This window comes from Microbispora sp. NPDC049125 (genome assembly GCF_040802045.1).
GTDB lineage: Bacteria > Actinomycetota > Actinomycetes > Streptosporangiales > Streptosporangiaceae > Microbispora.
Window position 1 is genome coordinate 16,912 of the sequence record NZ_JBEZDW010000055.1, and the last position, 21,212, is coordinate 38,123.

General features: G+C 70.0%; 25 protein-coding genes and 2 pseudogenes. 15 read left to right on the plus strand and 12 right to left on the minus strand.

Going from position 1 to position 21,212, the window contains the following annotated elements:
* Nucleotides 1-28 precede the first annotated feature (28 nt).
* Together AB0B72_RS37400 and AB0B72_RS37405 are read left to right on the plus strand one after the other, a co-directional pair.
* The gene (locus tag AB0B72_RS37400; RefSeq protein WP_367744305.1) at nt 29-1,192 is read left to right on the plus strand and encodes an FAD-dependent oxidoreductase; all 1,164 of its coding nucleotides are present in this window, start codon (nt 29-31) and stop codon (nt 1,190-1,192) included.
* Between the two features lie 42 nt (nt 1,193-1,234).
* Nucleotides 1,235-1,711: an N-acetyltransferase family protein gene (locus AB0B72_RS37405; protein WP_367744307.1), complete on the plus strand. Its 477-nt coding sequence runs from the start codon at nt 1,235-1,237 to the stop codon at nt 1,709-1,711.
* 174 nt (nt 1,712-1,885) lie between these two features.
* Here AB0B72_RS37405 and AB0B72_RS37410 read toward each other — a convergent pair whose 3' ends face one another.
* Entirely contained in the window at nt 1,886-2,536 is a 651-nt protein-coding gene (locus AB0B72_RS37410; protein WP_367744309.1) for an SRPBCC family protein, read from the minus strand.
* Nucleotides 2,537-2,815: 279 nt separating this feature from the next.
* On the opposite strand from AB0B72_RS37410, the gene AB0B72_RS37415 reads away from it, so the two are divergent.
* Nucleotides 2,816-3,616 carry a putative protein N(5)-glutamine methyltransferase gene (locus AB0B72_RS37415; protein ID WP_367744310.1) on the plus strand — a complete coding sequence of 267 codons (801 nt, stop codon included), beginning with the start codon at nt 2,816-2,818 and terminating at the stop codon, nt 3,614-3,616.
* Nucleotides 3,617-3,664: 48 nt separating this feature from the next.
* On the opposite strand, the gene AB0B72_RS37420 is transcribed toward AB0B72_RS37415, so the two are convergent.
* The gene (locus AB0B72_RS37420; protein ID WP_367744312.1) at nt 3,665-4,294 is read right to left on the minus strand and encodes a TetR/AcrR family transcriptional regulator; all 630 of its coding nucleotides are present in this window, start codon (nt 4,292-4,294) and stop codon (nt 3,665-3,667) included.
* Between the two features lie 140 nt (nt 4,295-4,434).
* Between AB0B72_RS37420 and AB0B72_RS37425 the strand changes: the two genes are divergently transcribed.
* From AB0B72_RS37425 to AB0B72_RS37445, 5 genes are all read left to right on the plus strand, one after another.
* Nucleotides 4,435-5,586: an FAD-dependent oxidoreductase gene (locus AB0B72_RS37425; protein WP_367744314.1), complete on the plus strand. Its 1,152-nt coding sequence runs from the start codon at nt 4,435-4,437 to the stop codon at nt 5,584-5,586.
* Nucleotides 5,587-5,669: 83 nt separating this feature from the next.
* Nucleotides 5,670-6,122, plus strand: a complete 453-nt coding sequence (locus tag AB0B72_RS37430) for a MarR family winged helix-turn-helix transcriptional regulator (protein WP_367744315.1) — start codon at nt 5,670-5,672, stop codon at nt 6,120-6,122.
* A gap of 73 nt (nt 6,123-6,195) precedes the next feature.
* Nucleotides 6,196-6,780 (plus strand): hydrolase, encoded by a 585-nt coding sequence (locus tag AB0B72_RS37435; protein WP_367744317.1) that lies wholly within the window; start codon nt 6,196-6,198, stop codon nt 6,778-6,780.
* Between the two features lie 115 nt (nt 6,781-6,895).
* Nucleotides 6,896-7,483, plus strand: a complete 588-nt coding sequence (locus tag AB0B72_RS37440) for a helix-turn-helix domain-containing protein (RefSeq protein ID WP_367744319.1) — start codon at nt 6,896-6,898, stop codon at nt 7,481-7,483.
* A gap of 55 nt (nt 7,484-7,538) precedes the next feature.
* Entirely contained in the window at nt 7,539-7,871 is a 333-nt protein-coding gene (locus AB0B72_RS37445) for a YnfA family protein (RefSeq protein WP_367744320.1), read from the plus strand.
* A 20-nt stretch (nt 7,872-7,891) separates the two neighbouring features.
* Here AB0B72_RS37445 and AB0B72_RS37450 read toward each other — a convergent pair whose 3' ends face one another.
* Nucleotides 7,892-8,431 (minus strand): TetR/AcrR family transcriptional regulator, encoded by a 540-nt coding sequence (locus AB0B72_RS37450; protein ID WP_367744322.1) that lies wholly within the window; start codon nt 8,429-8,431, stop codon nt 7,892-7,894.
* 115 nt (nt 8,432-8,546) lie between these two features.
* Between AB0B72_RS37450 and AB0B72_RS37455 the strand changes: the two genes are divergently transcribed.
* Complete coding sequence (locus AB0B72_RS37455) at nt 8,547-9,590, plus strand: aldo/keto reductase (protein WP_367744323.1); 1,044 nt, start codon at nt 8,547-8,549, stop codon at nt 9,588-9,590.
* Between the two features lie 28 nt (nt 9,591-9,618).
* Here AB0B72_RS37455 and AB0B72_RS37460 read toward each other — a convergent pair whose 3' ends face one another.
* Genes AB0B72_RS37460 through AB0B72_RS37470 form a run of 3 tightly spaced genes read right to left on the minus strand, consistent with a single transcriptional unit; the run spans nt 9,619 to nt 11,151 of the window.
* Nucleotides 9,619-10,284 (minus strand): dihydrofolate reductase family protein, encoded by a 666-nt coding sequence (locus AB0B72_RS37460; RefSeq protein WP_367744325.1) that lies wholly within the window; start codon nt 10,282-10,284, stop codon nt 9,619-9,621.
* Nucleotides 10,284-10,805: an SRPBCC family protein gene (locus AB0B72_RS37465; protein ID WP_367744326.1), complete on the minus strand. Its 522-nt coding sequence runs from the start codon at nt 10,803-10,805 to the stop codon at nt 10,284-10,286. The genes AB0B72_RS37460 and AB0B72_RS37465 overlap by 1 nt, the downstream gene beginning before the upstream one ends.
* Nucleotides 10,789-11,151: an ArsR/SmtB family transcription factor gene (locus tag AB0B72_RS37470; protein ID WP_367744327.1), complete on the minus strand. Its 363-nt coding sequence runs from the start codon at nt 11,149-11,151 to the stop codon at nt 10,789-10,791. Before AB0B72_RS37470 ends, AB0B72_RS37465 begins: the two co-directional genes overlap by 17 nt.
* A gap of 72 nt (nt 11,152-11,223) precedes the next feature.
* Between AB0B72_RS37470 and AB0B72_RS37475 the strand changes: the two genes are divergently transcribed.
* Nucleotides 11,224-11,565: a hypothetical protein gene (locus AB0B72_RS37475; protein ID WP_367744328.1), complete on the plus strand. Its 342-nt coding sequence runs from the start codon at nt 11,224-11,226 to the stop codon at nt 11,563-11,565.
* 200 nt (nt 11,566-11,765) lie between these two features.
* Here AB0B72_RS37475 and AB0B72_RS37480 read toward each other — a convergent pair whose 3' ends face one another.
* Entirely contained in the window at nt 11,766-12,200 is a 435-nt protein-coding gene (locus tag AB0B72_RS37480) for a VOC family protein (RefSeq protein WP_367744330.1), read from the minus strand.
* A 379-nt stretch (nt 12,201-12,579) separates the two neighbouring features.
* Nucleotides 12,580-12,828: an EthD family reductase gene (locus tag AB0B72_RS37485; protein WP_367744331.1), complete on the minus strand. Its 249-nt coding sequence runs from the start codon at nt 12,826-12,828 to the stop codon at nt 12,580-12,582.
* On the opposite strand from AB0B72_RS37485, the pseudogene AB0B72_RS37490 reads away from it, so the two are divergent.
* Both AB0B72_RS37490 and AB0B72_RS37495 read left to right on the plus strand, forming a co-directional pair.
* A pseudogene (locus tag AB0B72_RS37490) lies at nt 12,810-12,914 on the plus strand (hypothetical protein); the annotation flags it as partial. The gene AB0B72_RS37485 and the pseudogene AB0B72_RS37490 overlap by 19 nt on opposite strands.
* Before the next feature lie 63 nt (nt 12,915-12,977).
* Nucleotides 12,978-13,685, plus strand: a complete 708-nt coding sequence (locus AB0B72_RS37495; protein ID WP_367744348.1) for a LysR substrate-binding domain-containing protein — start codon at nt 12,978-12,980, stop codon at nt 13,683-13,685.
* Nucleotides 13,686-13,826: 141 nt separating this feature from the next.
* Here AB0B72_RS37495 and AB0B72_RS37500 read toward each other — a convergent pair whose 3' ends face one another.
* A complete protein-coding gene (locus AB0B72_RS37500; RefSeq protein WP_367744333.1) occupies nt 13,827-14,774 on the minus strand; it encodes a tyrosine-type recombinase/integrase in 948 nt (315 codons plus the stop codon).
* 143 nt (nt 14,775-14,917) lie between these two features.
* Nucleotides 14,918-15,397 (minus strand): MarR family winged helix-turn-helix transcriptional regulator, encoded by a 480-nt coding sequence (locus AB0B72_RS37505; RefSeq protein ID WP_367744335.1) that lies wholly within the window; start codon nt 15,395-15,397, stop codon nt 14,918-14,920.
* Nucleotides 15,398-15,532: 135 nt separating this feature from the next.
* On the opposite strand from AB0B72_RS37505, the gene AB0B72_RS37510 reads away from it, so the two are divergent.
* Nucleotides 15,533-16,894 carry an MFS transporter gene (locus AB0B72_RS37510; RefSeq protein ID WP_367744336.1) on the plus strand — a complete coding sequence of 454 codons (1,362 nt, stop codon included), beginning with the start codon at nt 15,533-15,535 and terminating at the stop codon, nt 16,892-16,894.
* Nucleotides 16,895-16,908: 14 nt separating this feature from the next.
* Nucleotides 16,909-17,556, plus strand: a complete 648-nt coding sequence (locus AB0B72_RS37515) for a nitroreductase family protein (RefSeq protein WP_367744337.1) — start codon at nt 16,909-16,911, stop codon at nt 17,554-17,556.
* 990 nt (nt 17,557-18,546) lie between these two features.
* Here the strand turns inward: AB0B72_RS37515 and AB0B72_RS37520 are convergent.
* Together AB0B72_RS37520 and AB0B72_RS37525 are read right to left on the minus strand one after the other, a co-directional pair.
* Nucleotides 18,547-19,026, minus strand: a pseudogene (locus AB0B72_RS37520) (DUF4158 domain-containing protein); the annotation flags it as partial.
* Nucleotides 19,027-19,325: 299 nt separating this feature from the next.
* A complete protein-coding gene (locus AB0B72_RS37525) occupies nt 19,326-20,513 on the minus strand; it encodes a hypothetical protein (protein WP_367744338.1) in 1,188 nt (395 codons plus the stop codon).
* Nucleotides 20,514-21,068: 555 nt separating this feature from the next.
* On the opposite strand from AB0B72_RS37525, the gene AB0B72_RS37530 reads away from it, so the two are divergent.
* The gene (locus tag AB0B72_RS37530; protein WP_367744339.1) at nt 21,069-21,212 is read left to right on the plus strand and encodes a hypothetical protein; all 144 of its coding nucleotides are present in this window, start codon (nt 21,069-21,071) and stop codon (nt 21,210-21,212) included.

The following is a 21,212-nucleotide window of genomic DNA, read 5'->3' on the forward strand; positions in this document are numbered from 1 at the left end:
GTCGTTCACGTGGGTGTGGAGGATGGAAATGACGGTGGGAAGAGTGCTGGTCGTCGGGGCGGGGCTCGGCGGGCTGACGCTCGCGCACGGGCTCGTCCGCGCGGGTGTCGACGTGCGCGTCTACGAAGCCGACGACGGCCCAGGCGAGCGATCTCAGGGATACCGGATCGGGCTGGCGCCCCCGGCGATGGAGGTGTTGCGCGCGAGCCTGCCGCCGCGGCTCCACCGGCTGGTCGAGGTCACCAGCGGGAGTCTGACCGGGCCGGGACTGCTGTTCGACGAGCAGCTCACGGTGCTGAGCCGCGACCTGGAGGGGCCGCCGGCAGAGGCGAGGGCGGTGGACCGGCAGGTGCTGCGGCGGATCCTGCTCGGCGACCTGGGAGACCGGGTCGCGTACGCCAAGCGGCTGGCCGGTCTCACCCAGGACGCCGAGGGGACCGTGACCGCGCGCTTCGCCGACGGCACGCGGGCCACCGGTCAGGTGCTGGTCGGCGCCGACGGCGGAAACTCCGTGGTGCGGCGGAACCTGGCGCCCGAGGTCGGGCTGGTCGACTCGGACCTGTGCGGGGCGATGGGGCGCACCCCCGTCACCGACCGTTTCCTGCGGCTGGTTCCCGGGCGCGGCACGATGGTGAAGGGCCCCGGGATCACGCTGATGCTGGGACGCATGCAGTTCGGCAGGGAGCCCTCCGAGGCCGCCGCCGAGATCGCCCCCGGGCTGGACATGCCGTACCGCGACAGCTACGTGCGGTGGGTGCTGCTGGTGCCGCCGGAGCACCCGGCGGCGACCGACCCCGGGCGTGCCCGGGACGACGCGCGCGAGCTCGTGCTGGACCTCATCGACGGCTGGCATCCCGACCTGCGGGATCTGGTGCGCTCCGCCGACATGAGCGCCGTCGGCCGGTCCAAGGTCTACGACCGGCCGATGCCGTCCTGGCCGGTCGGCCGGGTCACGCTGCTCGGCGACGCCGCGCACCTGACGCTGGCCAGCGGCGGGAACGGAGCCAACACCGCGATGCAGGACGCCGCGCGGTTGTGCGCGTCGCTGGCCGAGGTCGACCGGGGCGAGCGGGAGCTGATTTCGGTACTGGGCGCGTACCAGGACGACCTGCTCGAACGTGGGAACGCCGCGGTGGAGTTCGGCAAGCAGGCGCTGAAGAGGTTCGTCCCTGACACGGCGGCATCCCAGTAGGGTGCTGTCGTGAAAGACAGCTTTGTACTATTTGAAGCCTCTTTGGGCGATGGGGACACGCTCGGGGAGATCCACGCGGAGTCCTGGGAAGCTGCCTACGCCGGCTTCTTCGACCCGGCGTTCTTCGCCGAAGCGGTGCGGCAGCGGCGCGGGAAGTGGCATGACGTGCTCGGCAAGCGGCAGGACACCATCCTGCTGGCCGCGCTGGCCGGACGGCCGCTGACCTTCTCCTACTTCGGCTCCTCGCCGACGAGGCCGGGCTGGGCGGAGATCTTCGGTTTCTACAGTCACCCCGACGGGTGGGGCACCGGCGGCGCGAACGTCCTGATGGCCGCCTCCCTGCGCAGGCTGCGCGAGGACGGCTTCGGCGGGGTGCATCTGTGGACGCTGCGTGACACGCCTCAGTCCCGCCGCTTCTACGCCAAGAGCGGTTTCACCGAGTCGGGTGCCGTCCGCGGACACGACTTCGGGGACGGCAACCCGCTCCAACAGGTCGAGTACGAGCTCGTCCTCGACTGATCGGCACCACGCATGGCCGAGGCCGCCCGTCGCCCTCACCTTTCTCTCACCGCGAATGGGGCGAACGATGTCGTGAACCCCACACGCAGACGCTGCGATCCGGCAAGGCGATCAGCGGCGTGTAGCGTCCTTGCGACGCCGACGCCGACGCCGAGGCCGGCGCCGACGCCGACGTCACGGCTGGGCCGGCTCCTCGGGGACGCCGGTGTAGGCGGCGATCGTGCGGTCGGCGGCGGCCTGGGCCTGCGCCGGGTCGGTGCCTGAGGCCACGCTCGCCTCGCGCCACCGCTCGTTGCTGAGCGTCATGAACCGCCTGCCCTCCTCGGAGGCGGCCCACGCCGCGCCGTCCGCGGATTCGAGCCCCTGCCCGGGCGTCAGGTGCTGGGAGAGGCCGAGCAGGCCCATGTCCCAGCCGACGCCGACCGCTCCCGGGCCGAACTGGGCCCACCGCTCGTCGTCCACGTGGGCGACGTGCTCCAGCAGGAACCGCGCCCGCCCGTCCGGCTCGGCCGTGAGGCGGACCTCGATCCAGCTCACCTCTCCGCCGAACTCCCAGGTCGCCGCGTAGCCCTTCGGAGGGTCGCAGCGCTCGATGGTGCCGCCGGCGTTGCCCTCGAGCTGGTACCTGCCGTGGAGGCGCAGGTCACCCGAGACCGGCAGGAACCACCGGGAGATCCGGGCCGGGTCGGTGACGGCGTCCCAGAGCTCGTCCACTGAGATGTCGTACGCCTGGCTCACGGTGACGACGCGGGCCTCCCCCGCCTCGAGGACCCGGCTGCCGACCTGCCGTCGTACGGCGCTTACCTGCTCGATGACGTCGATCACGTTCTCGCTCCACTTCGCTCGATCCCGGCCGGACGGCCGTCAGGTGAAAATATCACGTGTTGCTTATATAAGGGCAAGCTTTCGTCCGCGCGCCCGTGCAGCCGGGCCCGGTCCGTCCACGAGAGGCGGACCCGGTAGTCTTTCCACCTCCAGCGATGGACCGACCGAGGAGGTGAGCCCCGTTACCGCCAGAACAGGCCGGGTGCTCCCCCTCCGTATCGTGGTGCCCTGACGCAGGGCTCTGAGGGAGCGCCCATCGGCATTCCGAAAGGCTCCCCAATGTCGGTTTCTCCCTCGTCCCTCCCGCTCTCCGCCATCGTCACCAGGCTCCGTGCCGCCGGCTGCGTCTTCGCCGAGGACGAGGCCGAGCTGATCACCTCCACGGCCCGTACCCCGGCCGAGACCGCCGCCATGGTGGACCGGCGGGTCTCCGGCTTCCCTCTTGAGCACGTGCTGGGCTGGGCGGAGTTCTGCGGTCTGCGGATATCCGTGGCGCCGGGAGTCTTCGTGCCCCGCCGGCGCACCGAGTTCCTCGTCCGTCAGGCCGCCGCGCTCGTCCGGCCGCGAGCCGTCGTCGTCGACCTGTGCTGCGGTTCCGGCGCGCTTGGCGCCGCGCTGGCCGAGGCCCGGGACCAGGTGGAGGTACACGCCTCCGACATCGATCCCGCCGCTGCGGAGTGTGCCCGCCGCAACCTCGCCGCCGCCGGTGGCCGGGTGTACGAAGGCGACCTGTACGAGCCGCTGCCCGCGACGCTTCGGGGCCGCGTGGACGTCCTGCTCGCCAACGTGCCGTACGTGCCGACCGGGGAGATCGAGCTTCTCCCCTCCGAGGCCCGCCTGCACGAGGCGCGGGTGGCGCTCGACGGCGGCGCGGACGGCCTCGACGTCCTGCGGCGGGTCTCCGCCGCGGCGCCGCTGTGGCTGGCGCCGGGAGGCTGCCTGCTGTTCGAGACCAGTGAGCGCCAGGCGGGCCAGGCCATGGAGGTCGTCGGCCGCGACGGGCTGCTCCCCCGGCTGGCCGCCTCCGAGGAACTGAACGCCACCGTCGTCATCGCGGCCAAGGCCGCGCCTCCGGTCTGAGGGCGGAGGACGCCACGGCGCCGGGATCGGTCGTGCGCAGCTGCTGTGTCAGGCTGGTTCGAGCCCGATGAGCCGGGCGAGGACGGCCACCTGATCGGCGAAGTGTTCCACGAACCCGGCGGATTTGGGGTCCGTGCCGCAGACGCCTTCGATGACCTGCGGCAGCGTGGTGGTCGCCATGGCGGCGGCCATCAGCATGACGAGCAGGCAGGCCGGGTCCACCTCGGCCGGAAGCCGGCCGGACTCCTGCACCGCGCGCAGCTCGTCGACGCTATCGGCGAGTTGCCGGGTGCGGGAGGCGCGGTCGGGATCGTCGTCCGGCCCGGTGTACTGCAGCCCGCTCCAGGCCAGCAAGCGGGGCCCCTCCGGGTTGTGCAACACCTCCAGGGCATAACGGCGCAGCTGCTCGGGCAATGGTGTGCCCGGCGGCACCAGCTCGCGCTGCCGCTGCTGCCACTGTTGCGACATGGCCTGGTAGAGGCCCTCTTTGCCGTCGAAATAGTAGGAGATCAGCTGCTGGTTGACGCCCGCCCTGGCCGCGATCGCCCTGATCCTGGCGCCCACGTAACCATGCGCGCTGAACTCGGCCGCCGCCGCGTCGAGAATCAGCTTGCGGGTGTGGTCGGGGTCGCGTTGCCGCTCATGTGGCTTCGGTGACCTGCGAGGTTTGGACGGCACCCGCGGATTGTACATGCAACGAGCAAGCTCAAACAGCTGCATGGTTTTATCAAGCAAATGTTTGACACGGTTGAGCGGTCGGTTGACCATGGGAAGGGCGCCGGCTCCACGGCGCGATTCCGACCAGGAAGGACGACGCGATGGCGGACGAAACACGGATTCTCATCGCCGGCGGCGGCGTCGGCGGGCTGGCACTCGCGCAGGCGCTCCGCCAAGGCGGGCTTGACGTCGCCTTATACGAGCGAGACCCGTCGCCGGAGATCCGAAACCAGGGCTACCGCATCCACATCGACCTCAACGGCAACGCCGCGCTGAGGACCTGCTTGCCGGCGCGGGTGCTCGACCTGGTACGTCGTGCCAGCGGGGCCAACAGCGATCTCGTGGCCGCGTACACCCACCGACTGGAGCAGGTGATGGCGCAGACCTTCCCGGGAACCCCCGACGACGTGATCACCCACGTGGACCGGAACGCGTTCCGGGATGGGCTTCTCACTGGTCTGAGCGATGTCGTCCACTTCGGGCGGACGCTGTCCGGCTACCAGATCACCGATTCCGGCAGGGTGCGGGTGGAGTTCGCCGAGGGCGGCGGCGACGTGGGTGATCTGCTCGTCGGCGCGGACGGCGTCCGCTCGGCGGTACGCCGCCAGTTGCTTCCGCACGCGACCGTCAGAGACCTCGGTCTCCGATGCGTCTACGGCCGAATGACGATCAACGAAGCCACCGGCGCTCTCATCCCGGACGACTTCGACCGGGGATTCTGCTGGGTCGCCGACGACGACGGGTGCGGTGCCGCTTTCGGGCCGGTACGGTTCCGGTCCCGGCCCGAAGGCGCGTCGGACTACCTGATGACCACCCTCGTCGCAACTTCCAAGCGGCTGGCGATCCCCGATGAGGAGCTGTTCACGCTGGACCCGGAGAAGCTGTGGAAGATCTCGGCCGAGCTCGTCGCGGACTGGCATCCGGCGCTCCGGGAGCTCTTCGCGCACGCCGACGCCGGCACGTTCTTCCCGATCAGAATCCAGGCCGCTGAGCCCGTCGAGGCGTGGAAGTCCGGCCCGGTCACGCTGCTCGGTGACGCCGTCCATCTCATGCCGCCGACCGGCGGCGCCGGCGCGAACACCGCTCTGCAGGACTCCGCCACGCTGGCCGGCGAGCTGCTTTCCGCCGCACGCGGCGAGAAATCGCTGATCGACGCGGTCGCCGCGTACGAACGCGTCATGCTGCCGCGTGGCTTCGACGCCGTCGGCCACTCGCTCCGGATGGCCGGCCAGATGTTCGGCAGGGCCTTCTGACAAGGGAGTCCTCGGCATGCCTACGGGCCTGCGGGCATCGACAGTCCAAACTGGACAGTTCAGACTGTTGGTTCTAGGGTGACATGGTGGACGCAGACGCCGAGGGCATCTCCGAGTCGGCCGCCCGCGCGGCCCGTGACCTGCGGGTGGTGTTCAGCCGGCTGCGCCGCCGGCTGAGAGAGGCCTACGACACCCGTGACCTCACTCCCAGCCAGACATCCGTGCTCAGCAGGCTGGGCAAGGAGGGGCCCGCCTCGGCCAGCGACCTGGCGGCGGCCGAGCGGGTCCGTCCGCAGTCGATGGCGGCCACGCTGGCGGTGCTCGACCAGCGCGGGCTGGTCCAGCGCCGCCCCGACCCTGGCGACGGTCGCCGGCAGCTGATCTCACTCAGCGAGGCCGGCCGGGAGTTCTTCGACGACCGCCGGCGGGTGAGTGAGGAATGGCTCACCCGGGCCCTGCATGACCACTTCACGGAGGCGGAGCGCCAGACCGTCATCGAGGCCATGGCGCTGCTGGACAGACTCACCCACCCGTGACACCCGCTTCGCCCGCTCAGCGCGCCGCGCGCTGGACGGCTCCGAGGCGATCCGCACCACGAAAGGCACACTCATGGCTGTCAGCACGCTCGACGCACGCACGGCGCTCGTTCTCATCGACCTGCAGAACGGCGTCATGTCCGCTCCCACCACGCCGTACACGGGCTCCGAGGTGGTGGTCCGCGCGGCCGAACTGGCCGGCGCCTTCCGCGCGCACGGCGCCCCGGTCGTCCTCGTGCGGGTCAGCATCGCGGCCGACGGAGCGGACGCCACGCCGGGACGCACCGAGTCCCCGGGCCGGGCCGGCGGCCGGCCGGAGGGCTGGGACGTCATCGTCGACGACCTGGGGGGCCACCCCGGGGACATCACCGTGACCAAGCGCAACTGGGGCGCCTTCTACGGCACCGACCTGGACCTGCAGCTGCGCCGCCGCGGTGTCACGCAGATCGTGCTGGGCGGTGTCGCGACCAGCATCGGCGTGGAGTCCACCGCGCGGGCCGCCTACGAGCACGGCTACCACGTCACGCTGGCGACCGACGCCATGACCGACCTCAACCCGGACGCCCACCGCAACAGCGTCGAGTGGATCTTCCCCCGCCTCGGCGAGAGCGGCACCACAGCCGAGATCATCGAGCTGCTGGCCAAGACCCGCCCCTGACACCCGCGCGCGGCGCGCTCGACAGCCACCTCATCCCATCTCATCCATGGCCGTACTGTCCTCGCCCGGGGGCTGGATTTGACCGCTCCCGTTGCCGATGCAGCAAGATGTGGTGATGGACGAACTCGGCGACGTGCTGCACGCGGTGGGCCCCCGGCTGCGCTTACTGCGACAGCGCAGAGGCGCCACCCTCGCCCAGCTGTCCGCGACGACCGGGGTCTCGGTGAGCACGCTGTCGCGGCTGGAGTCCGGACGGCGCAAGCCGACGCTGGAGCTCCTGCTGCTACTGGCCAGGGCTCACCAGGTGCCGCTGGACGAGCTTGTCGGCGCCCCCGCGACAGGCGATCCGCGGGTCCATCCGCGTCCGTTCGAGCGGAACGGCAGGACCTTCATCCCGCTGACCCGCCGCCCGGGAGGCATGCAGGCGTACAAGATAGTGATCCCGGTGAACTGGCCCTCGCACGAGCCTGACCTGAAGATCCACGACGGCTACGACTGGATGTACGTCCTGTCCGGCAAGATACGGCTGCTGCTCGACCGGCACGACGTGCTGCTCACCGCCGGAGAGGCGGCCGAGTTCGACACCCGCATCCCGCACTTCTTCGGCAACCCCGGACCGGAGGTGGCGGAGGTCCTCAGCCTGTTCGGCCCCCAGGGCGAACGGGCGCACGTCAAAGCCCGCCCCCGGCAACGCACCCCCTGACCCCTTGGCGTACCGGCTCGACCGGACGGTCCGGGGGCGGGATAACGTTGCGGTGGTGACGGTCGTCCGGTCCCTGTGCCTTTTCGCCCTGGCCGCGCTCGCGGAGATCGGCGGCGCCTGGCTCGTATGGCAGGGCGTGCGCGAGCATCGCGGCGTCGCGTGGATCGGCGCCGGCGTGATCGCGCTCGGCCTGTACGGATTCGTCGCCACCCTGCAGCCCGACGCCGCCTTCGGGCGGATCCTGGCCGCCTACGGCGGGGTGTTCGTCGCCGGGTCGCTGGCCTGGGGCATGGTCGTGGACGGGTTCCGTCCGGACCGGTGGGACGTCGTCGGCGCGGTCGTCTGCCTGGCCGGAGTGGCCGTCATCATGTACGCCCCCCGCGGCTGATCGCCACACTCGCCGGGCCGTCAACGCCGCAGGCTGTCGATGACCAGATCCAGCAGCCGTTCGGCCTGCTTCTCACCGGCCGGGCCGGGCGGCACCCTCCACACGCAGCCCATCATCAGCAGCACGTCGTCGGGATCGAGACCGGGCCGGATGGTGCCGTCCGCCTCGCCCGCACGCATGATCACGGAGATGGCGCCGATCACCGGGCCGTAAGTCTCGTTGGCGACGGCGTCGTGGGTGGCGGCGGTGAGCGCGTCGCCGAGCCCGCGCTTGATGACGATGTAGCTCGCGAGTCGTTCGAACCACCGCCGCAACGCGATCAGCGGCGGCTCGGTGCGCAGCAGCTCGGGCGCCCAGTCGACCAGCTTCTGCACCTCGGCACGGAACACCTCCAGCACCAGCGACTCGCGGTTGGGGAAGTGACGGTAGAGCGTGCCCGGGCCGACGCCGGCGCGCTTGGCGATCGAGTTCAGCGAAGCGTCACCGTCCTCCGTCAACGCGTCCCGCGCGACGCTGAGGATCCTCGCGCGGTTCTGCTGGGCGTCGCTTCGCTGCGGCACGGCGCAGACCACCCCTTCACATGAGCCGGTTGCTATACGGATACCTCTCCGTTAAGGTCCCATTTGTGCGGAGACCTCTCCGTTTAGGCGAAGGTTAGCAGGTCTGGAGACAGTGATGGAGTACGTGAAGCTCGGGGCCACCGGTCTGGACGTTTCCCCGATCGCGATCGGCGCGATGACCTACGGCGAGCCCGACCGCGGTCACCCGGTTTGGTCGCTGCCCGAGGAACAGTCCCGGCCGCTCATCAAGCACGCCTTGGAGCAGGGCGTCAACTTCTTCGACACGGCCAACCTGTACTCCTACGGCTCCAGCGAGGAGATCCTCGGCCGCGCGCTGCGCGACTTCGCCAGCCGCGACGACGTGGTGATCGCGACCAAGCTGCGGCACCCGATGCGGCCGGGCCCCAACGGCAAGGGCCTGTCCCGCAAGGCGATCATGACCGAGATCGACCACAGCCTGCGCCGGCTGGGCACCGATTACGTGGACCTCTACCAGATCCACCGCAACGACCCGGGCACGCCGCTCGAGGAGACTCTGGAGGCGCTGCACGACCTGGTCAAGGCCGGCAAGGTGCGCTACCTCGGCGCGTCGTCCATGCACGCGTGGGAGTTCAGCAAGGCGCTGCACACCCAGAAGGCCAACGGCTGGGCCCGGTTCGTGTCCCTGCAGAACCATTACAACCTGCTGGCACGCGAGGAGGAGCGGGAGATGCTTCCGCTGTGCGCCGACGAGGGCGTCGGCACCATCGTGTGGAGCCCGCTGGCGCGCGGACGCCTGGCCCGGGCCTGGGACGACACCGCCACCACTCGGTCACAGACCGACGGCGGCTACGCCGACATGCTCTACTCCACCCCGGAGAGCGACCGGCGAATCGTCGACGCTGTCGGCGCCGTCGCCGAAGGCCGGGGCGTCAGCCGCGCCCAGGTGGCGCTGGCGTGGCTGCGGGCCAACCCGGTCGTCACCGCCCCGCTGGTCGGCGCGAACACCATCCGGCACACCGACGAGGCCGTGGCGTCGCTGGACATCGAGCTGACCGCCGAGGAGATCGCCCAAGTGGAGCGGCCGTACACGCCGAGGTACGACTTCCAGGGCATTTCCAGCGACGCCGAGTTGCAGCGGATCATGGCTCGGATACCGGGATACGCCACCACATCCTGAATCCCGTCCGGACAAGCCGCGCGGCGGGCTACCGCTTCCCGACGGTGTAGGTCAGGTGGGTCACCCGGGACGATGCGACCGTGCGGGTCTGGTCGAGGGCGATGCGGGCAGGGTCCACGCGGTCGAACAGGCGGATGCCGGTGCCGAACAGCACGGGCGCGAGAGTAATCGAGAACTCGTCGATCAGGCCGCTGTCCAGATACTCCTGGATGGTCTCGGCGCCGCCGGCGATGCGGACGTCGCGGTCGCCGGCGGCCTCGCGTGCCTGGTCGAGCGCGCTCTCGATGCCGTCGTTGACGAAATGGAAGGTCGTGCCGCCCGGCCGCTCCCACGGGTCACGCTTGGTGTGGGTCACGACGAAGACCGGGGTGTGGAACGGGGCCTCCTCCGGCCATGCCAACTCGCCGCCGTCGAACATCCGCTTGCCCATGACGCTCACGCCGGTCCGCTCGTACGTCGCCCGAGCGATGTCGTTGTCGATGCCTTCCTCGCCGCCCTCGCCGAGCTTGAGGTTCTCCCTGAACCACCGCTGTGGGAACAACCACGCCTGCAGCTCCGACCACTTCGTCATCCAGCGCTGGACCCGCGGGTCGTTCCGGCCCTGGGGTGAGAAGACGTCCTCGACGGGCACGGCCTCCGGCGCCATGAAGCCGTCGAGCGACATCGTCACGCTGAAGAACACCTTTCCGGCCATCAGCTCTCCACTTCCTTCGGGGTGGTCTCGTTCCAGGTGAGTTCGGCGACGTAGGCCGCCAGGTTGCGCAAGGTCTGCTCGCCGCCCTCGATCGCGTGGTACTTCTCCACCGCCTCCTCACGGAGCTCCTTGGTGGGGAACACCGTGCGCATCACGATCCGGGTCTCCTCGCCGGCCGGCTCGAAGGTCAGGACCGACTCGAAGGCGTCGGGGTCGTCGCGGGACTCGCCGTGCAGCAGCGCGATCCGCTCCGGCGGGACGATCTCCCGCCAGGTGATCCACTCCTGGTAGTCGGTTCCGTCCGGTCCGTGCATCACGAAGTCCCAGTCCCCGCCGACGCGGAACTCGAAGGACCGCGTGGTGGTGGAGAACCCCTCCGGTCCCCACCACCGCGACAGGTGCCGGACCTGCGTGAACGCTTCGAACACCAGCTCCCGAGGTGCGCCGATGACCCGCGACATCACGATCTCGCGGTCCGCGGTCGCGTGTGCGGGCTCGCCGTCGCTACTGGTCGTCGCCATCCGTTGGTTCCTCCCGCCTTGCTTGTTTGAGGTCTTGCACGTACTCGTCCAGCCGGTCGAAGGTCTCGTTCCAGAATTCCTCGAAGCCGCCCACCCAGTCGTGGATCGGCCGCAGCCCGCGGGCGTCCAGGCCGTACAGCCGCTGCTTGCCCGCCCCGCGGACCCGCACCAGCCCGACCTCGCGGAGCACCCGCAGGTGCTTGGACGCCTGCGGCTGGCTCATCCCCAGGTCCCGCGCCAGCTCGGTCACGGGCCGCTCGCCGCCCCGCAGCAGCACCAGGATCTCCCGCCGCTGCGGCTCGGCGATCGCATTGAACGCGTCCGAGGTCGTCGCCGCTCGTGCCATGGCGGCAATCATATGCCTATATGGGAAAGTGTCAACGCTGTGTGACCAACGACCGGAGCCGTTGGACTGGGCATGACCCACCAGCAGTGCGAACCCGATCTCGGCTACCTGTACCTGGACTTCGCCCCGGTTCACCTGGACGACGACGAAGCCCCCGGGGCAAGCACGCGCTCGCGTGCCGCGCCGCAAGGCGGAACCCGGCTCGCCGTGCCGCTCGCCCTCGCGCCGGACGGCCCGGCCGCCGGCATCCGCATCGGCTACGGCCCACGCGCTCCTTACCGGCACAGGCTGCGCTCGGCGGTCGTGATCAGGGCCTACCTCGTCGGCGGACAGGGCTCGGCCGGTGGTGTACAGCAGGTCGAAGCCGTCGAAGCTCGTCAGCAGCCAGAGCAGGTCGGCGGCCTGGCCGATTAAGGGCTCTGGGCACCGTTTCGAACTTCCTGGTGCCGTGGAACACGGTCGACATTGACGACGCTTCACACCAGATGCGGGCGCAGGGCCATCCGGCCGAGATCGACAGCGGCGCGGTGCGAAGGCAGAGCTGACGGACGGCCTTCCCGTGGGAGCCGATCAGCGAGTCAGGTCTGTGTCGCGTTCAACGAGGCGGACGTTCGTCAGCCCAGGCAGAACTCGTTGCCCTCGATGTCCTGCATCACGAGGCACGACTCGTTTTCTTCATCGGCGGGCAGGAGCCGCACGCGTTTCGCGCCGAGAGGGATCAATCGTGCGCATTCGGCCTCGAGGGTTGCCAGGCGCTCTGCACCGACGAGTCCGGTGCCGACCCGCACGTCAAGGTGCAGCCGATTCTTGGCGACCTTGCCTTCGGGAACGCGCTGGAAGTACAGCCGCGGACCGACACCCGAGGGGTCGCTGCATGCGAACCATGAGTCCCGCTGCTCGGGCGGCAGCGTCCGATTGAAGTCGTCCCAACTGGCGAATCCCTCAGGCGGTGCCGGCGCGACATACCCCAACACCTCGCACCAGAAGCGACCGACACGCTCAGGTGAAGCGCAATCGAAGGCGACTTGAATCTGCCTAACGGATCCCATGGGAAAATCCTCCCATAGATCACCATACATACCGTAATCGTCCACTGTGCGCCCCGGCCGGATTGGCGAAGTCGGTCGGATCATCGACCACTGTCACACTCGGCGAGGAAGACTTCCGCAGTCCGAAGGAAGGATGGACCACCGTCCACGGCGACAGCGAGTCGCTGGACGCCACGATCAGCGGCGCCGACCACGTCGCCATCAAGGACGCCCTCGACACCATCGCTGAAGTCCTCACCGCGCACCTGCGGGAGGACGCCCTTCGGGACGGACTGAGACCGAGTCACTCAGGGCTCAAGTGCCGCGAACGGCGTCCGCCGACAGCCGGACCTGGCCGCAACGGCGGACCGAACGCGTCCTGGAGCGTACCGTCCCCGCCTCAGCCGGTGTCGTCCTGCACCGGATAGTGGATGATGACCGCACCGCCGGTGGCGTAGTTGGCGACATCGGCGGCTACCCGTTGGCCTTGCGGCGACGCCCGCGCCGCGGCCATGGCGGCGGCGTCGGCGAAGTCGTCTTCGAAGACCGCGAAGTACGGCGCTTCCCCCTTGGTCGCCGCCACGTCGAAGCTGTAGCGCCACGCAAGCAGGCCGGGCCAATTCATGACCAGTGGAAGGTGGTTGGTCACGTAGTAGTCGCGGAAGTGGTCAGGCCGCCCGAATCGGTATCGCGCAGCCTGCGCTCAGCGCCCGGATTCGCCGATTGGAAACGGAACTCGGTAACGCCCTGCTGGTTCGAGACACGCGGAGCGTCGTACTGACCGCGGCCGGTGCGGCTTTGGCGGAGTCCGCGCCGCCTGCGCTGGCGGCGCTGGACCGGGCATGGGACACCGCCCGGCGGGCGGGGGCCGGTGAGCTGGGCACGCTCCGCATCGGATACAGCCTCAGCGCCGGGGCCGAGACGGCTCCGGCCCTGGTGGACAAGTTGATTCGCAGCGGTCCCGGACTCGAGGTCGGCGCGGTCCCGATGGCGACGCTCGAGATCTCCCCCGCGGTCGCCGACGGCCGCATCGATGCCGGGATCACCCGCGGTGAACAGCCGGGCCGTGGCGTGCGCCGGTACCTGCTGCGGCGTGAGCGGATCGGCGTCCAACTGGCGCAGCACCATCCGCTGGCCGAACACCCGGAGATCGAGATCGCCGCCGCGGCCGCGTATCCGCTGCGACTCCCCGACCGTGCGGCCAACCCCGTGATCCACGACCAGCTGGCCGCATTGTTCCGCGACACCCGGCCACATCCCCGATTCCACACGCCCACAGTCTCTTTCGACATGTCACAGCGCGATCTGCGCAACGGGCTCACCCTCGCCCCGGCCGGCGAGGCCGCCGTCACGGGATCACCGCCCGGCATCACCTGGCGACCGCTGCACGGCGCACCCGGCCTGACGATCCACCTGGTCCTTCCGCGCGAACAGTCGCCGCTACACCGCCGCGTCCGTGCCGCCGCCAAAACCCTGGCGCACGAGCTGCACTGGCTGTCGGACTGACGGGCAGCGGGTCATGCCAGGCGAACTTCCGCGGTGGCGAGGCCGAAGACCTTGCGGCACTCCCACCGGGTCCAGCCGAGATACGGGCAAAACCGGCCACGAGTCGATCTTGACGCCCCGTTTCCGCAGGCAGGCGTACGGTCAGCGGTCAACCGTGATCAGTCTGAGGGCATCTTCCTTGTCTTTGTCGGACGGCAAGCTGTAGCGGCGGGTGGTCTCCAGGCGGGAGTGGCCAAGGATCTCGGCGACCAAGACCAGGTCGGTCTTGCCGCGGACCAGAGTGGTGGCGAGCGTATGGCGCAGGACGTGCGCGGTGGTGGGATCATCCAGCCCGGCCGTCTGAGCGATCTCGGCGATGGTGCCGCTGGCCGCCCGGGCGGTCAGCCGTCCCCCCTTGGCATTGAGGAACAGAGCTCGGTTGCCGTCGGCGTTGGGCCAGTTGGGGCGTTCGTCGAGCCAGAGCTGCAGTTCGTGGCGGAGCTTGGGGTGGATGTCGACCTCGCGGAACTTGCCGCCCTTGCCGTACAGGCGCAGTTTGCCCTTGCGGGCCGACATCTGGACGTCGCCGACATCGAGGCGGACGACCTCGCTGATGCGCGCGCCGGCGTAGTACGGGATCAGCGCGATGCACCGGCCCCGGGGCGACAGATGCGCCTCCACGGCGCGCAGCCAGCGGATGCGGGCGCGCTCCTCCAGCGCGCGCGGCGCGCTCTTGGGCAGGTCTTCGCGGCCGACGACGGCCTTGCCCAGGCCCTTGCGGACGTGGAAGTCGTCCAGCGCGGTGAGGACGGAGTTGACGTAGACGCGGCTGCGCCTGGCCGGGCCGTCGCGCAGCAGCCACATGCGATAGTCGCGCACCGCCCAGTCCCGAGCCTGCCGATCGGCGAGGGGATCGGCGGAATAGGTGGCGGCGTGATCGGACAGCCAGGACAGGAACATGCGCACGCGCGAGCGGTAGGTGCGCCGGGTCTCGTCCGACAGCGGCGCGCGCTCCAGCGCCGCGGCGTACTCGCCGAGCACCGCGTCGTAGGCGGGCGGCAGCCGGGTGGGGCGGGCGCCCGGACGGCGCTTCGTAATCTCGGAAGTCACACCTGGGAGTCTACTTCCGAGATTGTGTTGATCTCGGAAGCACGGGATTGCCCGGCGCGGACAAGAACGCTTGGGAGCCCGGTGGGTAGCACGAGATCGGACCGCGGGCGCCACATCCTGCGCATGGGCTACTGACATGGGGGTCAGCGGGGGCTGCTGGCGCCGGCCTGCAGGAGTTTGGCGAGGATCGCGCTCAACTGGCCGCGCTCGGCGGGGGTGAGGGCCTGGAAAGTGTCCTCGAGGAAGGCCGGGATCAAGGCTTGGGCCTCGGCGAGCCGCCGGCGGCCTGAGTCGGTGATGGTGACGGCGTAGGAGCGCCGGTCGCGGGGGTTGCGTTCCCTGCGGACGTGGCCCGCCTGCTCCAGGTCGTCGCAGATGCCGACCATGACGCTGCGGTCGATCCGGAGTTCCTCGCTGAGCGTCTGCTGGGAGCACGGGCCGACGGCGTCGAGCATCTGGAGCACGAGATGTTGCCCGACTCCGAGCCCTTCCCCGGCGGCGTGCAAGTCGGCGGCGCGGGCCACGGCGGCCGAGGCCCGGCACAGTGCGATGTCCAGCCGCTCGGCGGCGAGTTGCGGAAAGTACGCCGTCCCGCGGTCCGTCGTTCTGGTCGTTGTCGCCATCACTCTCCTCTTGCGTTCAGCCGTCACTCTACCGCAACTACATCTCCACGCAGACTGTTTGACAGCAGATGATTTGCAGGCATACGGTCAAAACCGTCTTTCCGCCAATTGTTTTCTTGCAGATGGAGAGTGATCGTGACCCGACCCGACGGTCGCCAACAGGTGGCCCTGGTGTTGTTGTGCGCCGCGGTGTTCCTGGACTCGATGGATCTGTCGTTGATGGGCGTGGCCCTGCCCGCCATCGGGCGTGATCTGTCGCTGCCGGAGAGCACCCTGCAGTGGCTGATGTCCGGCTACGCGGTCGCCTACGGCGGCTTCCTGCTGCTCGGTGGCCGCATCGCCGATCTGTTCGGCCGCCGCCGGGTGTTCCTGCTCTCGCTGGCGGTGTTCGCGGCGGCGAGCCTGGTCGGCGGGTTGCTGTCGGCGGGATGGCCGCTGGTGGCCACCCGGGTGATCAAGGGGGTGGCGGCCGCGCTTACCGCCCCGGCGGCGCTGTCGCTCATCACCACCACCTTCGCCGAGGGGCCGCAGCGCAACCGGGCGCTGGGGGTCTATTCGCTGGCCGGGGCGACCGGCTACACCGCCGGGCTGATCGCCTCCGGCCTGCTGACCGAGATCAGCTGGCGGCTGGTGTTCTTCCTGCCGGTCCCGATCGCCCTGCTGGTGCTGGCCGCAGCGCCGCTGGCGCTGCCACGCGGCGTTCGGCCGCCTGGGGCGCGCGAGGGGTTCGACGTCGCCGGCGCGGCCGCGGTCACCGGCGGCGTGTTGCTGCTGGTGTTCGCGCTGACCGAGAAGAGCCGGCCGGCCGGTGTCGTGGCTGTGCTGCTGCTGGGCACCTTCGTCGTCATCGAGCGCCGACGACGCGCGCCGCTCGTCCCGCTGGAGGTGTTCAGGTCCGGCACCGTGGGCGCCGCCAATCTCGCGGCGCTGGCCTGGGCGTGTGCGACGATCGGCTGGCAGTTCGTCGCTGTGCTGTATCTGCAGCAGGTGCTCGGCTACAGCGCGCTGGCCACCGGGCTTGGGATCGTCCCGATGGGCCTGGCCATCGTCATCGCCGCCAACCTGGCCGGCCATCTGATCAGCCGGTACGGCCTGGGGCGGGTGGCCGCCGCCGGGATGCTGGTCCAGGGCGCGGGCATCCTGTTGTTCCTGCGGGCCGGGGCCACCGGCGACTACGCCACGATGCTGCTGCCCGCGCTGGTCGTTCACGGCATCGGCAACGGGCTGTCCTTCCCGAGTCTCAACATCGCCGCCGTCGCCGGCCTGCCCGACGAGAGGCAGGGACTGGCCTCGGGACTGGTCACCTCCGCCGTCCAGATCGGCGCCGGCATCGGCGTGGCGGTGCTGGCGGCGATGATGACGCTCGGCGACTCCACGCTGACCGGATACCGGATCGCCTTCCTGACGGCGGGCGGCTTCTCCCTGCTCGGCGCCCTCGTCGCCGCCTTCGGCCTGCGCTCCCGCCGCCCCGCACCCATACCCGCCCCCACCGCCTGAAGGAGACCCACATCATGACGCTGGATCTCACACCCGACGAACTGCTGAGCACGACCCGCGCCGTACGCAAGCGCCTCGATCTCACCCGCCCGGTGCCGCGCGAGCTGATCGAGGAGTGCGTGGACATGGCCGTACAGGCGCCCACTGGGCGCAACCGGCAGCGCTGGCACTTCATGGTCGTGACCGAGGCCGAGCAGCGACGGGCCGTGGCCGACATTTTCCTGCGCGCCCTGCCGCTGGCCATCGGGCAGCCGCTGACCGAACGCGACGTGCGGCGGATGAACTACCACTCCGGCTCCACCGAGCGGGTCTTCGACGGCCTGCGCCACCTGGCCGACAACATCCACCGGGTGCCCGCGTTCGTCATCCCGGGCGTGGAGGGACGCACCGACCGCGCCCCGGCGGCCGTGCAGGCGGGGGCATGGGGATCGATCCTACCGGCGGTGTGGAGTTTCATGCTGGCCGCCCGGGCGCGCGGCCTGGGCACGGTGTGGACCACCGCGCAGGGACCGCTCGAACGCGAATTGGCCCAGGTGCTCAGCGTTCCGTACGAGGAGGTCATGCTGGCGGCGTTCATCCCGCTGGCCTTCACCCTCGGCACCGACTTCAAGCCCGCCCCCCGCATCCCGCGCGAGGAGGTCCTGCACTGGGAACGGTGGTGAGCACGCTTGCCAGGCGGGGCGGCGCTTGTCGGCGATCACTTTCTGCCAGGCCTCCGGCGCGAAGGAGACGTCCACGTGCTTGCGCACCGTCACGGTGGAGACCTCGCCCGTCGTCTCATCGACGACCTCCTCCTCGGCGGTGTACTCGTCGCCGATGAGCTCGCTGGTGCGGTTGGCGTTGGTGCGTACGAACTCCAACGCCTCCAGCAGCCTGCGGTCCGTGCTGGCCGGCTCCAGCACCAGTACGCCAGCCAGGCGCAGCAGCAGCCCGCGGTGTGAGCGGTAGAAGCGGTCCAGCAGCGGCAGGTAGTTGTCGCCGTGGAAGGCGGCCAGCGCCTCGTGCTCGGCTACCAGGCCGGTCAGGCCGCCGTTGGTCTCGATCGTCTCCAGCACCGCCCGGCCGGTCTCGTGCCGGTGCCGCACCGCCGTCCACGGGTTCGGCGCGTTCCTGGCCGCCAGGTCGACCTCCTTGGCCGCGCTCAGCACGTCGCCGAGCACCGCCAGCATCCGCTCGTTGCGCTGGCGCTGCTCGGCGCGGATGGTCTCCAGCAGCTCGCGGGCCTTGTTGTGCATGGTGTTCATCCGCTTGCACAGCATGGTCACCAGGTCATCACGGGCCCGCACCCGCGCCTGGTGCAGCACACATGCCTCCAGCACGATCCGCTTGACCTCGCCGTAGGCGCGCATCTCGGCGGCGTCCAGCGTCCGCACCTCGGCCGCGAAATGCGCGATCTTAGAAGCGGGCACCCCCTTCAGCCACGCGTCGCTGGCCCCCGCCATGCCATCCAGCCAGGCCAGATGGTCCAGTTGCAGGCGCAGCTTGGTCACCGTGGCCCGCGGCGCGCTCTTCTTGGCCCGGTCATGGCCGCTACGGCCGGTGGCCGGATCCACCTTCAGCATCGCCAGCAGGCGCGCATGGTCATCGAAGCTCATCCGGCCGTAGGCAAGGGTGAAGATGGCGCCGTTGACCTCCGCGCGCACCCGAGAGGCCAAATCATTCAGAGTGGAGGACGCCGGGAACTCGCAGCTGTTCCTGGCCAGCTCCTCCAGCGCCACGTTGATCAGATCGGCCGGGTGGTCCTTGGTCTTGACCGCCAGCCGGATCGCCTGCTCGGCCAGCTTGCGCGCAGCGTCCTGATCGCCGTCCAGCCCCAGCCGGGCCCGCACCAGCGCCTTGTGGTTGCGTCCCGTCCGCTCAGCCACGTCCGTCATGCCGACCTGCTCCGGCAGACCCAATTCGTTCCGTACGTGCTCGATCACCTGAGCCGGGATCTCGGCCACACGCGGGAACCGCCCCAGCCGCTGACAGCACTTCAACCACACCATCAGCGACAGCCGGGTCTCATCACTGTCGGTCATCTCCCGCGCCCAGTCCATCTCTGCCAGGCTCGGCGAGTACGCCTCACGCAGTTCGCGCTCGGAGATGGTCCGCTTGAACCGCGGGTAGGCGGTCTTGTCGATCGAGGCCATCAGGCACGGCCTTCCCCAGCACAGCCCCGATCATCACAGAATGGGTCGTACTGTAGCCGACCAAACACAATGCGCGAGACGGAACGTGGAATCTAGAGTCGGCACTCTCCCGCGCCCGAGAAGTGGCTTCCGAGATTACGCACCACCCGTCACGGGAAGTCGGCGCCGGGTACCGAATGCCCTCAACCCGGACCCGCGGTAGGCACGCCTGACGTTCTCAAAATCGACTCATGGCCGGTTTTACCCGTATCTCGGCTGGACCCGAACCGCAGCCGGTGACCCCAACTGCTTTCTTTCACCTAAGGCTCGGGAGCGGGATCGGGACCCAGGCGGATCTCTGCGGCGACCGCCCTTTCGCGTAGCTGACCGGCCTCGGCCCTGGCCACGTCGAGCTGTGCCCGCAGGTCGGACAGCCGGGCCCGCTCCAAAGTGAGCTCGGCCTGGATCCGGTCACGCTCAGCCGCCGCCGTACGGGCGGCTTCGACGGCCCGAGCCGCCTCCTCGGCGGCGGCGCTTCCACGGGCCCGCTCCCGGGCCGCCTCATCGGCGGCGCGGGCCGCCTCCCCCACGGCCTCGGCTCGGGAGGTCTCGGCTGTCTCCGCGCGGGCGAGCGCCCGGTCCCGGTCGGCCTGTGCGAGCGACACCTCCCGATCCCGCTCGGCTTCCGCGCGTGTCACGGCCCGGTCGCGTTCGGCCTCGGCCGCCTGTGCCCGTGCCAGGGCGGCGGCGCTCGCCTGCTCGGCCTCCCGATGCGCGCGCCGCGCCAGCTCCGCCTCGCTGCGGGCGCGCTCCGCCTCCTCCTGCGCACGGTCGCGCTCCTCCTGGGCCTGTACGGCAACCGCCCGAGCTTCGCGTACCTCGGCGGACGCCCGGTCGACCCGGTCGGCCAGCTCCCGGACGGCCTGCTCGCGAGCGGCCTCGGCGACGCTGGCCCTGCGGGTGGCCTCGGCGGTCTCCTGGCGGGAACGCCGCTCGGTGAGCGCCGCCTCCCGGAGGGCGGCCAGTGCCTGCTCGCGCGCGTTCTCGGCGTCGGCGAAGGCGGTGTCCCGCTCGGCGTAGGCGTCTTCCGCCCTCCTGTTCGCCTCCGCCGCCTCCCGGCGAGCCTCTTCCGCCGCCTCACGAGCGAGCCGTACCTGTTCGAGGGCCTGCTCGCGTTCGGCGCGGGCGATGGCGACGCTGGTGTGCGCCTCGGCCTGCACCGCGCTCAGCTTCGCCTCCACCCCTGCCGGGCTCAGCTCCTCGGCCAGCACCTGGGCGAGCGGCTCGATGGCCGCGCTCAGGCCCTTCTCCATCCGTTCGTACAGCTCCTCCACACGGGCGAGCGCGCCCTCCAAGCCCGGAGTGGCCCGGCGCAGCTCCCTCTCCCGCTTGGCCGCCGCCTGGCAGTCGCCCTCAGGGCAGTACTCCTTCGGCCTCCCCCGGCGTGCCTGCTGCTCGATCGGCGCGCCGCAATGCCGGCAGGCCGTCCTCGTCGTGGAGATCGTCACGCGGCCCATCGTAGCGAATTTCTAAATTTCTGGAAATGGAAAAACGGAAACACCGATCTGTTGCGCGTGAGCAGATGGTCGTTAACTTGGGAGAAGGGTAATTCCCGCAAGTTATCTGGCGTCTGCGTGGTCTCTGCCCATCAACGTGCCGTCAGATGAGAGTGGTCACCCCTAGTTGGGCAGGCGTTTCGTCGCAACCGTCAGCGGGCTCCTCACGGCGTGTCAGCGGCTTAGCCGCCTGCTCGTCGCCTGAATGCCCCGTTCGGTCGGTAAGGTGCGTTTGGCCTTCCCCTCATAGCGTGGAGACCGAACCGTGAGAGGTTTGGTCGTGGCAGCAGTCACGCGGCGGCGCTTTGATCCGGAGTTCCGGGTGGGCGCGGTGCGCATCGTGAAGGAGACCGGCAAGCCGGTTGCGCAGGTGCCCGGGATCTGGGGATCAGCCCGTACACGCTGCACAATTGGGTGCAGATGGATCGGCTCGCCGAGCAGTACACCGGCGACGGCAGCAACGGGAGTGGAACGCTGTAAGAGTCCGAGCAGGAGGAACTGGCCCGGTTGCGGCGGGAGAAGGTCGAGCTGGCCAAGCTGCACGCCCGGGACAAGGCCGCGTGGGACAAGAAACGCGCTGAGCTGGAAGACGAGCGTGACGTGCTCAAGCGCTCCGTGGTCTTGTGGGTCAAAGAGGCGATGGGCCGATAG

Bases quoted from the DNA above. Each gene is read 5' to 3' on its own strand.
- AB0B72_RS37455 (WP_367744323.1), top strand. From the start codon at position 8,547: ATGGAGTACGTGAAGCTCGGGGCCACCGGTCTGGACGTTTCCCCGATC.
- AB0B72_RS37430 (WP_367744315.1), top strand. From the start codon at position 5,670: ATGGTGGACGCAGACGCCGAGGGCATCTCCGAGTCGGCCGCCCGCGCG.
- AB0B72_RS37435 (WP_367744317.1), top strand. From the start codon at position 6,196: ATGGCTGTCAGCACGCTCGACGCACGCACGGCGCTCGTTCTCATCGAC.
- AB0B72_RS37460 (WP_367744325.1), bottom strand. From the start codon at position 10,284: ATGGCCGGAAAGGTGTTCTTCAGCGTGACGATGTCGCTCGACGGCTTC.
- AB0B72_RS37505 (WP_367744335.1), bottom strand. From the start codon at position 15,397: ATGGCGACAACGACCAGAACGACGGACCGCGGGACGGCGTACTTTCCG.
- AB0B72_RS37470 (WP_367744327.1), bottom strand. From the start codon at position 11,151: ATGGCACGAGCGGCGACGACCTCGGACGCGTTCAATGCGATCGCCGAG.
- AB0B72_RS37400 (WP_367744305.1), top strand. From the start codon at position 29: ATGACGGTGGGAAGAGTGCTGGTCGTCGGGGCGGGGCTCGGCGGGCTG.
- AB0B72_RS37515 (WP_367744337.1), top strand. From the start codon at position 16,909: ATGACGCTGGATCTCACACCCGACGAACTGCTGAGCACGACCCGCGCC.
- AB0B72_RS37415 (WP_367744310.1), top strand. From the start codon at position 2,816: ATGTCGGTTTCTCCCTCGTCCCTCCCGCTCTCCGCCATCGTCACCAGG.
- AB0B72_RS37480 (WP_367744330.1), bottom strand. From the start codon at position 12,200: ATGGGATCCGTTAGGCAGATTCAAGTCGCCTTCGATTGCGCTTCACCT.
- AB0B72_RS37465 (WP_367744326.1), bottom strand. From the start codon at position 10,805: ATGGCGACGACCAGTAGCGACGGCGAGCCCGCACACGCGACCGCGGAC.
- AB0B72_RS37425 (WP_367744314.1), top strand. From the start codon at position 4,435: ATGGCGGACGAAACACGGATTCTCATCGCCGGCGGCGGCGTCGGCGGG.
- AB0B72_RS37440 (WP_367744319.1), top strand. From the start codon at position 6,896: ATGGACGAACTCGGCGACGTGCTGCACGCGGTGGGCCCCCGGCTGCGC.
- AB0B72_RS37475 (WP_367744328.1), top strand. From the start codon at position 11,224: ATGACCCACCAGCAGTGCGAACCCGATCTCGGCTACCTGTACCTGGAC.